The organism is Paraburkholderia sp. J67 (assembly GCF_905220265.1).
Taxonomy (GTDB): Bacteria; Pseudomonadota; Gammaproteobacteria; order Burkholderiales; family Burkholderiaceae; genus Paraburkholderia.
This window is the reverse complement of sequence record NZ_CAJMZK010000006.1, coordinates 125,889-142,878: the sequence shown is the minus strand read 5'-3', so window position 1 is coordinate 142,878 and position 16,990 is coordinate 125,889. Positions and strand designations below refer to the sequence as shown.

At 64.7% G+C, this 16,990-nt stretch carries 7 protein-coding genes; 2 read left to right on the top strand and 5 right to left on the bottom strand.

Annotated features, from left to right (window positions below):
- Positions 1-514 precede the first annotated feature (514 nt).
- Positions 515-1,834 (bottom strand): glycosyltransferase family 87 protein, encoded by a 1,320-nt coding sequence (locus U5782_RS14060; protein ID WP_322044437.1) that lies wholly within the window; start codon positions 1,832-1,834, stop codon positions 515-517.
- Between the two features lie 400 nt (positions 1,835-2,234).
- On the opposite strand from U5782_RS14060, the gene U5782_RS14055 reads away from it, so the two are divergent.
- Positions 2,235-2,468 carry a hypothetical protein gene (locus U5782_RS14055; protein ID WP_322044436.1) on the top strand — a complete coding sequence of 78 codons (234 nt, stop codon included), beginning with the start codon at positions 2,235-2,237 and terminating at the stop codon, positions 2,466-2,468.
- Positions 2,469-2,896: 428 nt separating this feature from the next.
- Here the strand turns inward: U5782_RS14055 and U5782_RS14050 are convergent, their stop codons facing one another.
- The 4 genes from U5782_RS14050 to U5782_RS14035 form a co-directional block, all read right to left on the bottom strand.
- A complete protein-coding gene (locus tag U5782_RS14050; RefSeq protein WP_322044435.1) occupies positions 2,897-3,445 on the bottom strand; it encodes a hypothetical protein in 549 nt (182 codons plus the stop codon).
- A 67-nt stretch (positions 3,446-3,512) separates the two neighbouring features.
- Positions 3,513-3,968, bottom strand: coding sequence for a DUF202 domain-containing protein (locus U5782_RS14045; RefSeq protein WP_322044434.1), 456 nt, complete (start codon positions 3,966-3,968; stop codon positions 3,513-3,515).
- 84 nt (positions 3,969-4,052) lie between these two features.
- Positions 4,053-5,564: an arylsulfatase gene (locus U5782_RS14040; protein WP_322044433.1), complete on the bottom strand. Its 1,512-nt coding sequence runs from the start codon at positions 5,562-5,564 to the stop codon at positions 4,053-4,055.
- 81 nt (positions 5,565-5,645) lie between these two features.
- Positions 5,646-6,608, bottom strand: coding sequence for a formylglycine-generating enzyme family protein (locus U5782_RS14035; protein ID WP_322044432.1), 963 nt, complete (start codon positions 6,606-6,608; stop codon positions 5,646-5,648).
- Between the two features lie 699 nt (positions 6,609-7,307).
- On the opposite strand from U5782_RS14035, the gene U5782_RS14030 reads away from it, so the two are divergent.
- Positions 7,308-16,895: a YDG domain-containing protein gene (locus tag U5782_RS14030; RefSeq protein ID WP_322044431.1), complete on the top strand. Its 9,588-nt coding sequence runs from the start codon at positions 7,308-7,310 to the stop codon at positions 16,893-16,895.
- Positions 16,896-16,990: the final 95 nt, after the last annotated feature.

Below are 16,990 nucleotides of genomic sequence, written 5' to 3'. Positions count from 1 at the left end.
CCCCGATAGCATTTTCGCCATATCGACTCAAACCGTGGGACTCGCGCCGGGTCATCTTGTGGCGAGCGCCAGGGTATGAACAATGGTATGAAAAAAATGCTGTAAGCGTTCAATTATGTGCTTACGCTTTATAAACCCCCGTGCGATCCCATCCTGCTGACCCGGTTCAATCTGAAAGCGCGGTGGCACACACACAAGAACCTTAATTGATGGCTGCCACGCTTGCAATCAGATCAAAACCGCATGAAGTTTTCGTGCAGCGCGCCGAGCGTTCGCCTCTTCATTCGCGTCGTCACGTACAGGAAATGGCACTTATTCTTTTGACAAATCCTCGGCGATGGATAAACGATTGTACGCATCTACATCGCATTAACGCTTCAGGCGACCAGCGGCAGATGGCGCGTACCCGTGCAACGGGCGCCACGCGTGTTCGCCTCGACGAGTCTGGCGAGCCGGGTGTCGGTGCGGTTGGCACGGCCGATATGGCGGGTACGCGAGGTCAGGATTGATGCTGCTACAGGTTGCGCCAGGCGTCTGGATCGGCGACGAACAGCGCGGGCGCCAGCGCAGGTTCATGCAGCGGCGTGCTGAGCGTTGCGCGCGACGTCTTTGCCTCGCGCGTGCGGCGCAGGACGAGCAGTAGCGCCAGCAGCAAAACGACAGGACCGATCTGCGGCAGCTTCGCGTAGCGATTGACCAGTTCGTAGAGCGGCAACAGCCACGCCAGCACGACGATGGTCTGCTCGCCGCGCAGCCAGCCGGTGCGCAGTCCCGTAGCAATGAGCCATGCGAGCGCGAGGCCAAGCCAGGTCAGCTCGTAGAACCAGACATAGGGATTGGAGATCAGCGTGGCGAGCGCGAGGATGGCGGCGCGTGCGCCGGCATCGCGCGTATGGCGCCAAACATGGCACGCCGCAGCGATCGTCAAGGCGGCAATGGTGCCCTGGAGCAGGTAGGCGAGCGGCAGCGGCACCTCGCTCAGACGTAGCGCGGCGAAGGGCGTCGGCGAGGCGAACCAGAACATCGGGCCATGCTCGAGGATCACGCTGCGTGCGAGATCCGTCGCGAGAAAGAACAGCTTGACGGTATGCATGCCGCAGATGGCAACGCTCAGCCCGGTCAGCGTGATGGCGGTGGCGGCGGCGGTGGCCAGGACGCGCCATGCGCCCGTGGCAAGCAGCACGAACGGAAAGACGAGGGCCATTTGCGGCTTGATGCATAGCAGTCCGATGCAGAGGCCGGCGCGCAGCGGATGACGGTCGATCCAGCGCACGGCAAAGCCCGCCAGTGCCGCGGTGAGCAGCGAGTTCTGGCCAAACAGGGCCGCGCCGAACACACAGGGCGAGCACGTCAGCAAAACGACGGCGACGCGGGCGTTGCCGCTCCAGCGGGCCAGCCCCGAGGTCGCGAGCGTGGCTTTCACGTATGCCAACAGGCTCGTGCCGATGAACAGTGCGAAGGAGAGAAGAAAGGGGAAAAGCGCCAACGGCGTCACCAGCACGAGGAAGGTCGGCGGATATAGCCAGGGCAGGAAGGTGCTTTTCGAAAAGCTGCTGAACAAGGCCTTTTCTGCGGCCGAGAACGTTGTGAAGTCATAGACCTGCGCGGCCGTGCCGTGCAGCATCACGTGCGATGCGCTCCAGAACACCGCGAAGTCGCCAGCGGGCAGGGCCGAGCTCGTGGTGGTGAAGCCGTGCGTGACACGCCCCCAGGTCCAGAGGAAACACACATAGAGCACGCACATCAGGAAACTGTACGCGACGAACCGGTCGTTCGTCAGCCAGCCATGAACGCGAACTTCAGCGCTGCGCGCCGAACGTACTGGAATATCCATTTCCCTGCCCCCGAATGCTCAGCCGATCCGGAATGCATTGACCTCCGGTCGTGCGATTTGAATCTGTGGCTTCTCACTATGGATCGCGCATCAAGTCATGCACGTCCCTGCGTTTAATTGTGTGTAGAAATCGACGCGCGTTTCAAGCCCGCGTATTCCTGCCCCTCGGTTTGAGGCGCGCAAGACGGGCGCGGCAGGCGATTTAGCAGACCTTTGAAGCGCCAAAACGCGGGTGATGTTTCAATCTTGCATCAAATGCGATCGCGTTCCGGGGGGGAGGCAAAAAAAGTGTGTGCAGCGCGTCATCGCAAGGCCCCAGGGAAAGCCCTGGAAAGAATGCTCAAAGCCTTGTCGACAAAGGGTTTCAGCCACCGAGGACCTGCCTGACGCAGGCACCCCCATGTATCAAACTGGTAACAATTTGTATCGCGAGGGGGCGCCGGGAAAATCTGACCGAAATGTCCTGAAGCCAATATTGACGGGCTTCTCGCAGAGCTGGCCCGGAGTTTGCCTTGGACTAGATACGCAGATCGACGACATCACGGACTTAACAGATATCGCAGACCTGACGGCCAGCACCGGCACAGACCGGATGCAAAAAGAAGCGAAGGTAAATCGGGGTATAAAAAAATAAATCGGGGCAAAAAAATAAGCTACGGGGTTAGTGCGAGTTTGACCAGAGGTTTGACCTTATCTCGCCGTTGCGCGCCAGCATGCAGGACGCTGGCCGCACGGCGGATTCTCTCTACTGTCGCATATCCATCGACGTCACGTACGACATGACGCTCGCGATGTGTGATCTCCAGACATCGTTGTGTCAAGCAGCCAGCGCGGGCCAGCAGGCTGTGTATCTGCACACGTGTATGGACTCTCTGGACATCCGGCACGATGCTGTCGATCGACACCAGTCAATCGGATTTTGATTCGGACACCTGCGCGAATGCGAGCAGCACGCGTGCGCAGCCGGACAGACGTTTTACCCGTACCAGCGGGCTTCGCGGTTCGCTGGCTTTAATGGGTGGCCCGTACGGCGCCCATTTTCTTTTTTCTATCGACGGGCGATCAACGCAGCAGCATCACGAGCCCGACGCCAGCCGTGACCGAAGGGGCGAGCACGGGCAATCGAAAGGTCGTGCGCATGGCGCCGTTGGCCGCCGTCGCGCCGGCGAGGCCCGCGAGGACGTAGAGCATGCCGAGCAGGCCGCCCGTCCAGGGGGCGTTTTGCGGCCCGTTCCTGACGAGCATCGCGACGAAGACCGAAAGGTTATCGGCGCTGCATGAAAGAAAGCTGGCGATCATTGCCGCGAGTGAGGTCGTCACGGGCGCGAGCGATTCGCCGGCGCCGTGCCTCAGGTACTTCACGAGTTGCGAAAGCCCCACGAACAAGGGCACGAAACCGAAGAGCCGCGCGGAAATGTCCACGGAACTCGCGAGAAAACTGAGGGCGAGACTGGCCGCGACCACACACGCGCCCACGGCGGTAAAGGCGACGAAGACCTTGGTGGGCTTCGCCGTGGTGGCGAAGGCGACCAGCAGCGCGGCCGAATCGACATTGGTGGCGGCGAATGCCGCGCACGTTGCGAAAGCCAGCAACATGACGTGTTGATTCACTGGGCAAGCTCAATGCAAGGAAAGGGAATTTATCGAACGGGCGGTTTGCGCTGCTCAATCCAGCCGCTCAACCCAGCAGCAGCGAGCCGAGCGAAAACGCGCCGAGCGCCGCAATGGCGATCGCGACCCACCAGACAAGGTTCCATTGTGTCACAAGGCCTTCGCGCCGCAGCGCGTTGACACGACGCCGATGCTGAACGATGGCGGCGATCAGCGCCACCGTGCCGATCACCACCATCGCCGTGCCCACGACCTTGGGCGACCATGTCGCGCCGAAGCGGCCCACGATCGGCGTGCCGCGTTGACCGGCCACATACTCGAAGAATTTCGCCAGCGTGAAGCCAAAGCTGATCATCGACAGCGCGGTGCGCAGCCACGCCATCAGCGTGCGCTCGACCGCGAGAAAGGTGCGTTCGACCGCAAGCGACGTGCGCATGCGTGTCTGCAAGGTGCCCTCGTCGGGCAGGACCGGCGCGTAGAGGCCCGAGGGATCGTGAGGTTCGGGAGTTTCGCGAGGGTGCATGAGGTGGGCCAAAGAGGGCGATGCCGGGCGTCGCGCGATGGCGGCGCAACGCCCGCAACAGGCCAGCAGCAGAACGGCGCGCCGCTATCGGTGCCCGCCTCCGGCGGCGTCCATCATCTTGTCGATCACCTGATCCACGCCGAAGCTGGCCGCCTTCTGGCGCGGCGGGAATTCCTTGAACGACGTGAGGAATTCGGCCACCCCGGCCTGGGCCGGCACAAGGATGAAGACGTGATCGAGCAGCCAGTCGTAGTAGGTATTGGACGTGATGTCCGCGCGTTCGTACGGGTCGGTGCGTAGATTGAAGATCTTCGGCACGCGCAGCGTGATGAGCGGTTCGGCCCAGATTCTCAGCGTGCCGGCTGCGCGCTGTTCCATGAAGACCACCTTCCAGTTGTCGAAGCGCAGACACGCGAGGTCGCCGTCGTCGGTGAAATAGAAGAAGCCTTTGCGCTCCGGTTTGGGTAGCTTGCCGGTGAAGTAGGGCAGCAGACTGAAGCCGTCCAGATGGACCTTGAAGTCCTTGCCGTTCGCCTTGAAGCCGGCCTTGAGCTTTTCCTTGACGTCGGGGTCGCCCGCAGCCTCGACGATGGTGGGCAGCCAGTCGAGGTGGCTGACGATCTCGTTGCACACGCTGCCGGGGCGCACCACGCCTGGCCAGCGCACGAGACAGGGCACGCGGTACGCGCCCTCCCAGTTGGAGTTCTTCTCGTTGCGAAACGGCGTCATGCCGGCGTCGGGCCACGAGTTCATGTGCGGGCCGTTATCGGTGCTGTACATGACCATCGTGTTGTCCGCGATGCCCAGTTCGTCGAGCAGCGCGAGCATTTCGCCGATGTGCTTGTCGTGCTCGACCATGCAGTCGTGATATTCCGATTGCCAGCGCCCGGCCTGGCCGCGAATGCGGTCCTCGATATGCGTGCGGAAGTGCATGTGCGAGGTGTTGAACCAGAGGAAGAACGGCTTGTCTTCTTTGTGGGCTTTCTCGATGAAGGCTTTGGCCGCCGCGAGAAATTCCGTGTCGATGGTTTTCATGCGCTCGCGCGTGAGCGGGCCGGTGTTGTCGATCTTCTGGCCACCTTTGCCATCCGACCAGCAGTGCAGCACGCCGCGCGGACCGTACTTCTTGCGGAAATCGGGAAACTCGTGAGCATCGGGGTAGTCGGGCAGTTCCGGTTCTTCTTCGGCGTTCAGGTGATAGAGATTGCCGAAGAATTCGTCGAAGCCGTGCATCGTTGGCAGATGCTCGTCGCGATCGCCAAAATGGTTTTTTCCGAATTGCCCCGTGCTGTAGCCCAGATCCTTGAGCAGTTCGGGAATGTTGGGATCTTCGGCGCGCATGCCGAGCGGCGCGCCTGGCAGACCGACCTTCGTCAGGCCGGTGCGCAGCCCGCACTGACCCGTGATGAACGAGGCGCGACCCGCCGTGCAGCTCTGCTCGCCGTAGTAATCGGTAAACAGCACGCCCTCTTCGCCGATGCTGTCGATATTGGGCGTGCGGTAGCCCATGAGCCCCTTGGTGAAGATGCTGAGGTTGGACTGGCCGATGTCATCGCCCCACAGGATCAGGAAGTTGGGTTTCTTCTTGCCCGTCATGGAACACTCCTTTGAATTGAGCCACCGTGTCCGGTAGCGGATCTCTCGCGTAGCCGTCGTCGTGCGGTGTGCGGGAGGCCATCACTGCTGTGGGGTTGGATTGAGGGCGTCATGGCGAATCACGCAACGGAAGCCAACGTGGCAAGTGGAGGTGTCCACGGGCTGCGCCATGCGGGCGGCGGGGCGATAACGCCGGCAGTAATTGGGCGCGCACAGGAACGAGCCGCCTTTGGTGACCTTGCGCGCGATGGCGAGCTGCGGCGTGCGCGGGTCGGCGCTGGCCTCGCGCGCGCCGCCGCGCGGATTGTCCAGCGTGCAGCAGGTCTTCACGATCTTGCCGTGGTCCTGATACCAGTCGCTGGTCCATTCCCACACGTTGCCGGCCATGTCGAAGAGACCATAACCGTTGGGCGCGAACGAGCCGACCGGCGCGGTCCATTCATGACCATCCTCGCCCAGGTTCTGCCAGGGAAATTCGCCCTGCCAGGTATTTGCCATGTGCCGGCCGCCCGGCGTGAAGGTGTCGCCCCAGACGAATTCGGCTGCGTCCAGACCGCCACGCGCCGCGAATTCCCATTCGGCTTCGGTCGGCAAATCCTTGCCTGCCCACGCGGCGTAAGCCGCCGCATCTTCGTAACTGACATGCACGACGGGATGATCGGCCAGACCATCGAGCGAACTGTTCGGGCCGCGCGGATGCCGCCAGTTGGCGCCGCGCGTATAGACCCACCAGTTGAAGTGATTGCGCAGATCGACGCGTTGCGCTGGCTTCGCAAACACCACCGAGGCAGGTTCCAGCATCTCGGGCTGCGCGCCGGGGTAATCGTCGGGATTGGCGGGGCGCTCCGCGCTCGTGATGTGTCCCGTGGCGCGGACGAAGCGTTCGAACTCGGCGTTGGTCACCGTATGGCGATCCATCCAGAATCCGCGCACGCGAACCTTGTGCGCAGGCGCTTCCTCCGGGTAGTGATGATTCGAGCCCATGAGGAAGGTGCCGCCGGGAATCGGCACCATATCCGCTGGCGGCGCTGTTTCGATTACCACACGGGTTCCGTCGTTTGCATCACGTACAGAAAGGGCCATGATCGGTCGAGGGGATGGGCTGCGTGTGGAGAGACGGCGCGGGAAACGGCGAAAGTCAGTATTACAGCGTGCCTGCGCTTTCGCTATCGGGATAAAGGGCAACGCGATTGCCCCAAAGTGCAATGGGCTCAGATGCGCTTCGCGCATTGAATGATGGATGAAATGCTGCGCGCGATTGTTTCATTGCGGGAAAATCATGCGGCGAATCAGGTTGCAATTCGATTGCCGCATGCCTTCCCTTGCGTTACTTTATGTGACCTATAGTAAGGATGGCGGTTTCACGGCATGTGCGATTTAACGTCCTTATTCCGGGAACATTCGATACCCGATCAGGACCCCGTACAACACGACCGCGCTGGCATTATCGCCAGCACCCCGTTTCCTGGAAGTCTTTGCGCCGACTTCACGCAAAACCGGCCGATTGGGTGACCGTGTCGCAAACATTGCCCGAAAGGGCAATCCGTTTGCCCTTTGTCCCTATGGTCGTCGACCGACAAATTACTAAAACTTACGGGAAGACCCGCCCGGCGTCAGCGTTCCGAGCACGCCCGCTGGCCGGGTGTGCGCTTTTCGTGGCACGAGAGGCTGCGCGTCCAGGCATTTCTGCCCTCGACGCCAGACCGATGTTGTTCGTTCTCCAAACGGATGATGGGCGTTGCCATGAACCACATTTACCGCTTGTGCTGGAATCCGACCCTCAGGCAATGGGTTGTCGCATCTGAACTGGCACGCCGTTGCCCGTCAAAAGGAAAGAGCCGTCGCGATGGGCGTGCGCGTGGCAGCCTGCGCCGTGTCGCAGCGTTGCTCTTCTCATGCTTCGCATCGATCTCGCTGCTCTGGGGCGGCGCGGCGTTTGCCGCGGGCGCGCCCAGCGGCGGCCAGATCGTGTCGGGCGTCGGCTCGATCAGTCAGTCGGGCACGACCACAACCATCCAGCAGGGCAGTCCCACCTTGCAATTGAGCTGGCGCAGTTTCGACGTTGGCGCGGGACAGACGGTGAACTTCGTTCAGCCGGGCAGCAGTGCGCTCGCGGTCAACCGCATCTTTAGCAGCACGGCGAGCCAAATATTGGGACACCTGAACGCCAATGGCCAGGTCTGGCTCATCAATCCCAATGGCGTGCTGTTCGGTCCTTCGGCGCGCGTGAACGTCGGTGGCATCGTTGCGTCCACCCTCGATGTCGATTCGAGCACGCTGGACAACAACACACGACGTTTCTCGGGCAACGGCAATGGCGCGGTCATCAATCAGGGCACGATAATCGCCGCCGACGGCGGCTACGTTGCGCTGCTCGGCAACCATGTTTCCAATCAAGGCGTGATCAGCGCGCGGCTCGGCACGATTGCGCTGGCGGGCGGCAGCGCGGCCACCTTGACGTTCGACGGCTCGCAACTGGTGCAGATCCAGGTCGACGCGAGCACCCTCGATAACCTGGCCGAGAACCGGCAATTGCTGGTGGCCGACGGCGGCCAGGTCATCATGACGGCGGGCGCGAAGGACGCGCTGCTCGCCAGCGCGGTCAACAACACGGGCAAGATCCGCGCGCAGAGCGTGGCGGATCACGACGGCAAGATCGTCCTGCTGGGCGGCATGGAAGCGGGCACGGTCAACGTGGGCGGCACGCTGGACGCCAGCGCGCCGAACGGCGGCAACGGCGGCTCGATCGAGACCTCGGCGGCGCATTTCAACATCGCCGCGGACACGCACATCACGGCTGCGGCGCCGTTCGGGCGCGCAGGCACCTGGCTCGTCGACCCGACCGATCTCACCATCGACGCGACAGCGGCCAGCCAGATCTCGACCACCCTGAACGGCGGCACCAACGTCGTCGAGCAGACGACGGCCTCCGGTGCCTCGGGCGCGGGCCAACAGACACCCGGTGCGGGCGATATCAACGTCAATTCGGCGATCAACTGGACCAACGCCTCCGCGAGCCTCACATTGCAGGCGCTTAACGCCATCAACGTGAACGCATCGGTGACGGGCGCGGGCGCCGTGACCATGCAGGCCGGCACCGGCAACCTGACGATCGCCGCCGGTGCGGCCATCACGGGCGCGGCGGGCGTGGTGCTCGGCACCCAGGCGAACTTCGTCAACAACGCGGGCAGCGCGGCCGTGAGCACCGGCACCTCGGCGGCCTGGCGCATCTACTCGACCGACCCCAGGCTCGATACCCCAGGCGGACTGGTCGCCTCGTATATCCAGTACAACGCGCCGTTCGGCACTACGCCCGCGGCCTCGGGCAACGGTTTCCTCTATAGCCTCGCGCCCACGATCACGCTCACGGGCCTGACCGGCAGCGTGACCAAGGTCTACGACGGCACCACCACGGCGAACCTGACCAACGCGAACCTGCAGACCACCGGGCTCGTCAACGGCGATGTCGTGGCGAGCGCAACGGGCACGTACGCGACTTCGAACGCGGGCACCGGCATCACCGTGAACTCGCCGACGACGTTCGCGGGCGTGGTCGTTACCACCTCGGGCGGCATTCCGGCGTATGGCTATCAGGCGAAGGGGCAGGCCTCGGCCGATATCGGCACCATCACGCCCGCGCCGCTCACCGCGAGCATCGTCAACGATCCGACCAAGGTGTACGACGGCACCACGTCCGCGCCGCTCACGGCCAGCAACTACAGCTTTACGGGTTTCGTGGCGGGACAGGGCGCCAGCGTCAATCAGGCCAGTTCGGTATCCTACGCAAGCGCCGATGCGGGCACGGGCATCGCGGTCAACGCGGCCTTCACCTCGACCAATTTCGTCGCGAACAGCGGCACGAATCTCGCGAACTACACCTTGCCGACCTCGGCCACCGGCACGGGCACGATCACGCCCGCGCCGCTGCTGATCAGCGGGCTCATCGCCAACAACAAGGTCTACGACGGCACGCGCGCGGCCACGCTCAATTCCGGCGGGGCATCGCTATTCGGCGTGATCAGCGCGGATAGCGGCCAGGTCGCGCTCGATACGAGCGGCGGGGTGGGCACCTTCGTGACGGCCAATGTGGGCAACCAGATTTCGGTCGTGCCCTCGGGTTTCTCCTTGACGGGCGCGCGGGCGAATAACTACACGATTTCGGTGCCCACCTATCTCACCGCGAATATCACGCCGAAGTCGATCACGATCACCGGCGTGAGCGCGAACGACAAGGTCTACGACGCCACCACCACGGCTTCGCTCAATCTGGGCGGCGCGACCATCACGGGCCTCGTGGGGTCGGACGCCGGCAACGTGACGCTCTCCACGAGCGGGGCCACGGGCGCCTTCAGCCAGTCCAACGTGGGCAATAACCTGGCGGTCTCGGTCAGCGGCATGACGCTGGGCGGCTCGGCGGCGGGCAACTATTCCGTCACGGCGATCGCAGGCCTCACCGCGAACATCACGCCCGCGCCGCTCACGATCACCTTCCTCGGCTCGCCGACCAAGGTCTACGACGGCAGCGCCAACGCTACGCTGAACCAGTCGAACTACACGATCACCGGTTTCGTGGGCGGCCAGAGCGCGACCATTGGCCAGGTGTCCGCTACCTACGCGACGCCGAACGCGGGCAACAACATCACCGTCACCGCGGCGCTCACGCCATCGGATTTCGTGGCGGCGAGCGGCACGTCGATGTCGAACTACACTTTCCCGAGTTCGGTATCGACGCTGGCGGGTGTCATCACGCCCGCGCCGGTGTTGGTGAACATCATCAACAACCCGACCAAGGTGTACGACGGCACCGACACGGCCTCGCTCGGCTCAGGCAACTATGAGGTGCTGGGCGCGATCCCCGGCGAATCGATCGCGCTGAGCCCGTACCCGACGACGGGGTCCTATGCCACGGCCAACGTCGGCTACCAGGGCGTGAGCACGACGCTCACGAGCGGCAACTTCCAGGCGGGCCCGAACACGCTGCTGTCGAACTACCAGTTGCCGACCACCGCAACGGGCATGGGCACGATCGTGAAGCGGCCTATCGACGGCGGGCTGGCGGCCTCGATCACGGACAATCCGTCGAAGACCTATGACGGCAACACGGTCGCTACGATTCCCGCGGGCGACTTCACCTTCAGCGGCTTCGTGGGCACGGACAGCGCGACGGTCTCGCATACCATCACCGGCCAGTACGCGACGAAGAACGCGGGTTCGCAGGGCGTGAGCGCCTCGCTCGCGCAGACCGACATCACGGCCGGGCCGGGCACCGATCTGGACAACTACTCGTTCCCGGTCGCGGCGTACGGCACCGGCACCATCCTGCCCGCGCAACTCACGGTCGCGATCATCGGCCTGCCCAGCAAGGTCTACAACGGCGACACGATTGCACGCGTGAACGGCAGCAACCTCCAGGCCATCGGCTTCGTGAGCGGCGAGGGCGCCACCATCACGCCGAGCGCGCAGTTCAATTACGCGTCGGCCAACGCGGGCAACTGGATCGTCAGCGGCGCGCTCGTGCCGGGCAATTACACGGCCAACAACGGCACGCTGCTCAGCAATTACCTGTTGCCCACCACGGCCTCGGGGCCGGGGATCATCACGCAAGCGCCGCTCTATATCCTCAACGCCTACGCCACCAACAAGGTCTACGACACGACGACCGCCGACACGCTCGACGTGAGCAGCGCGCAGCTCTCGGGCGTGGTGGCGGTCGATGCGGGCAAGGTCACGCTCAACACGTCCACGACCGGTACGTTCGCGCAGTCCAACGTGGGCAACAACATCACCGTGACGGCCAGCGGCTTCAGCATCTCGGGCAGCGCGGCGGCCAACTACGCGTTGCAGCCGCTCACCGGGCTCACGGCCAACATCACGCCGGCGCTGCTCACGATCAGCGGTGCGGTGGCCAACAACAAGGTGTATGACAGCACGACCGCCGCCACCATCGACAGCTCCGGGGCGACGCTCTCGGGCGTGCTCGGCAGCGACACGGTCACGCTCGCCTCGGGTAGCGCGAGTGGGCAGTTCGCCACCGCCAATGCCGGCACCAACCTCCAGGTCACCGCCAGCGGCTTCACGCTGGGCGGCGCGCAGGCCGGCAACTACACGGTCTCGCAACCCTCGAACCTGTTCGCCAACATTACGCCCGCGCCGCTCACCGTCACGATCACGGGCAATCCGGTCAAGGCCTACGACGGTACGACTTCGGTGACGCTCGGCGCGTCGGACTTCGCCATCACGGGCTTTATCGGCAACCAGAGCGCCACGGTCACGCAGACGGCGTCGAGCGGCTATTTCTCGCCGAACGTGGGCACCAACATCGGCATTGGCGCGACGCTCGAACCTTCGGACTACACAGCGGCGTTGGGCACCAACCTGTCGAACTACAACCTGCCGACCCAGGCCACCGGCACGCTCGGCCAGATCACGGCGAAGATCATCAACCTCACGGGCACGCGGGTGTATGACGCCACCACGGGGGCCGACGCGACCCTGTTCTCGAGCGCGGGCGAAGTGGCCGGCGTGAACGGCGAAACACTCACGCTTTCGGGCTCTGGCGTGCTGACCAGCAAGAACGTGGGCAAGCAGGTGCCGTTCTCGAATCTCGGCACGCTCGCGCTCGGCAATGGCACCGGGCTCGCGAGCAATTATTCGCTCGCGGGCGGCACCGACTGGGTGACGATCACGCCCGCCACGCTCACGGTGCTCAACACGGTGGCGCTGAACAAGACCTACGACGGCACGACGGCGGCGACGCTGCAAAACGCGCTGCTCGCAGGCGTGCTGGGCAGCGACGCGGTGACACTCGGCAACGACACCACGGGCACCTTCAACAACAAGAACGTCGGCACGGCCAAGCCGGTGAGCACGAGCATGACGATCTCGGGCACCGACGCGGGCAACTACGTGCTGGTGCAACCCACCGGCATCACGGCCGATATCACGGCGGCGTTGATCCGCGTGAGCGCCACCGGCATCGACAAGCAATACGACGGCACGACGGCCGCCCAGGTCAACCTCGCGAGCCCGGGCGTCGTGTCGGGCGACAGCGTGAGCTACACGGGCTATACCGCGAACTTTTCGCAGGCCAACGTGGGCAACGGCCTGCCCGTCACGGTGACGGGCATTGGCCTGAGCGGCGCCGACGCGGGCAATTACACGCTCCTCAATACGAACGCGAGCACCACGGCGAATATCCTGCCGCGTGTGCTGAGCCTGCAGGGCACGCGTGTCTACGACACCACCACCAATGCCAACTCCAGCCTGTTCGCGACGAGCGGCTCGATCAACGGCGTGAACGGCGAGACGCTGACGCTTTCCGGCACCGGCACGCTCACGAGCAAGAACGTGGGCAATCAGGTGCCGTTTTCGACGCTTGGTTCGCTGGCGCTCGGCGACGGCACGGGTAGCGCGAGCAACTACACGCTGACGGGCGGCGCGGACTGGGTGACGATCACGCCCGCCACGCTCACCGTGGCGAACACGGTCGCGCACGACAAGCAGTACGACGGCAATACCAACGCGCAGCTGACGAACGCCACGCTGCAAGGCGTGCTGAGCGGCGATAGCGTGACGCTGGGCAACGACACCGTGGGCCAGTTCAACGACAAGAACGTGGGCGCCGCCAAGCCCGTGACGACCAGCATGACGATCTCGGGCACCGACGCGAGCAACTACGTGCTCGTGCAGCCGGCGGGCCTCACGGCCAGCATCACGGCGCTGCCGATCATCGTGGTGAACGCGACGGGCAGCAACAAGGTCTATGACGGCAACACCACGGCGACGGTGGCGCTAGGCAGTCCGAACGTCGTGGCGGGCGACAACGTCACCTTCAGCGACAGCTCGGCCACGTTCGCCCAGAAGGATGTGGGCACGGCCATTGTCATCACGGTCAACGGCATCGGCATCAGCGGCGCCGATGCGGGCAACTATGTGCTGCAGAACACGAGCGCGACGACGAGCGCCGACATCACGCCGTTCGTGCTGAATCTGCAGGGCGCGCGCGTCTATGATTCGACGACCAACGCCAACGCGAGCCTGTTCGGCAACAACGGCGTGCTCGCGGGGGCCAATGGCGAAACGCTCACGCTCTCCGGGACCGGGACGCTCGCGAGCAAGAACGTGAGCGACGCGCAGGCATTCGCCACCAACGGCCTCTCAGGCTTCACGCTCACGGGCAATAGCGGCGCGCTGAGCACCAACTACACCCTGGCGGGCGACGACTGGGTCAAGATCACCCCGGCGTCGCTCACCGTCACCGGCACGACGGTGAACACCAAGGTCTACGACGCCACGACCGCGGCGACCTTGAGCGGTGCGGCGCTCTCCGGCGTATTCGCGGGCGACAGCGTGACGCTCGGCAACGACACCACCGGCACCTTCGCGGACAAGAACGTCGGCAATGGCAAGGCCGTGACGCCCGCCACCATGACGATCGGCGGCACAGACGCCGGCAACTATGTGCTGACGCAACCCACGGGCCTCACCGGCAACATCACGCCGCTGGCGATCACGGTCAACGCCACGGCGCAGAACAAGACCTATGACGGCACCACGGCCGCGACCGCCAGTGTCGGCACGACAGGCGTGCTGGCGGGCGATAGCGTGAGCTTCGGCTTCACAAGCGGCAACGCGAACTTCGCCACGCCCAACGCGGGCAACGGCATCGGCGTCACCGTGAGTGGCATTGCGGCGAGCGGCACGGATGCGGGCAACTACACCTACAACACGGTCGCCACGACCACGGCGAACATCCTGCCCTTCGTGCTGAACCTCACCGGCTCGCGCACCTATGACGGCACGACCGGCGCGAACGCGAGCCTCTTTGGCAACAACGGGGTGCTGACGGGCGCCAACGGCGAAACGCTGACGCTCTCCGGCAGCGGCACGCTGTCCACCAAAAACGCGGGCAACCAGGTGCCGTTCGCAGCGAACGGCCTGGCGGGCTTCACGCTCACGGGCATCAACGGCGCGCTGCCGGGCAACTACACCTTCGCGGGCGGCTCCGACTGGGTCACGATCGCTCCGCTCGCCGTGAGCGTGTGCGCGACGGCCCAGAGCCGGTACTACAACGGTACGACGGCCGCCACGGCGAGCATCACGCCCACGGGCGTGCTCGCGGGCGATTCGGTGACCTTCGGCTTCGGCAGTGCGAACTTCGCGAGCCCGAACGCGGCCAACGGCATCACCGTGAGCGTGAACGGCATTGCCGCGAGCGGCGCGGACGCGGGCAACTACAGCTTCAACACCACCGCCACGACCGTGGCGGATATCTGGCCGTACGTGCTGAGCCTGCAAGGCACGCGTGTCTACGACGGCACCACCGGCGCGGCCGCCGGGCTGTTCGGCAACAATGGCGTGCTCACCGGCGTGAATGGGGAAACCCTCACGCTCACGGGCAGCGGCACGCTCGCGAGCAAGAACGTGAACAGTCAGCAGCCGTTCACGGCGAACGGCATCGCGGGCTTCACGCTCGCCGGCAATAACGGTGCGCTCGCAAGCAATTACACGCTGGGCAGCGGCGTGGGCGACTGGGTCAGCATCACGCCGAAGCCGATCTCGATCACGGCCGTCGGCGACGACAAGATCTACGACGGCACGACCACGGCGCAACTTGCGAGCTTCACGGTGACGGGGCTCGTGGCAGGCGACAACGCCACGGTCGGCTACAGTTCGGCGAATTTCGCCACGGCCAACGTGGGCACCGGTATTCCGGTCACGGTCGGCCTTTACGGCAATGGCACCGACATCGGCAACTACACCTTCGGCAGCCGCGTAGTGGTGACGAGCGCCGATATCACCCCGCGTGCGCTGACGATCACAGCCAGCGCGCAGAACAAGACTTACGACGCCTCGACCACGGCGCTCCTCAACGGCCTCAGCGTGAGCGGCCTGGTGGCGGGCGACACGGCCACGTTCACCGCCGGCAGCGCGAATTTCGTTTCGCCGAACGCGGGCAACGGCATCGAGGTCGATGTGGCGGGCATCACGGGCACGGGCAGCGCTCTGGGCAATTACACCTTCAACACCACGGCGGTGACCTCGGCGAATATCCTGCCCTTCGTGCTGAACCTCACCGGCAGTCGCGTCTACGACGGCACGAACCAGGCGAGCGCGAGTCTCTTTGGCGATAGCGGCCAGCTCACGGGCGTGGCCGGGCAGACGCTCACGCTCTCGGGCGCCGGCACGCTCTCGACGCGCAATGCCGGCTCGCAGCAGCCCTTCGCGGCGGGCGGCCTGGGCGGCTTGACTCTGACGGGCAATGGATCGGCGCTCGCAAGCAACTACACGCTCGCGGGCGGCGTCGACTGGGTGAGCATCACACCGCTGGCCATCACCGTGAGCGCGACCGGGGCGAACAAGGTCTACGACGGCACGCGCGCGGCGTCGGTGAGTCTGGGCAGCAGCGGCATCCTGAGCGGCGACAGCGTGAGCTTTGGCGCGCAGTCGGCCAGCTTCGCCACGGCCAACGTGGGCAACGGCATTCCCATCGCGGTGAGCGGCATCGCACTCAGCGGCGCGGACGCGGGCAACTACACCTTCAACACGACGGCGAGCACGTCGGCCGCCATCACGCCCTTCGTGCTGAACCTCACGGGCAGCCGAGTCTACGACGCGACGCCGGGCGCGGCGGCGAGCCTCTTTGGCGCGAACGGCGTGCTCCAGGGCGTGAACGGCGAAACGCTCACGCTCTCCGGCACGGGCACCCTCGCGACGAAGAACGTCGGCAACCAGAACGGGTTTGCGGCGGGTGGCCTTGCGGGCTACACGCTGAGCGGCAACGCAGCGGCGCTCGCCAGCAACTACACGCTGCTGGGCGGCGTCGACTGGGTGAGCATCACACCCGCCACGCTCACTGTCGCCGATACGAAGACGACCAACCGGCCCTACAACGGCACGGTGGAGGATGCGCTCTCGGGCGAGCGCCTCGTGGGCGTGCTGGGCAGCGACGGCGTGACGCTCGGCAACGACAGCGTGGGCTACTTCAACGATCCCGCCGTCGGCTTCAACAAGGCCGTGCGCACCGCGATGACGATCGACGGCCCCGACGCGGGCAACTATGTGCTCGTGCAACCATCGGGCCTGACCGCCGACATCGTCGCGCCGGTCGCGCCCGTGCCCGCAGGGACGCTGGCGGGCGTGCAGGCGCCCATGGGCGCGTCCGGTCTCTCGACGCCTTACGGCACCGCCGCGGACACTGCTCAGGGCCACTACACCGGCAACCAGATGCAGGAAGACGAGCCGAATCAGCGCAACGTGGCGCGCCAGGATTTCCATCCGGGCCTCGCGCTCACGGTGCTCAACGGAGGCGTGCGCATGCCGGCCAACTGAAGTCCCGGCGCAGCCCGGCAAGGCCCGGGCCGCCTCGTAAAACGATACGCAACGACACGCAACGCCCCCCACGCGCGCGAGCGCGACCCACGACA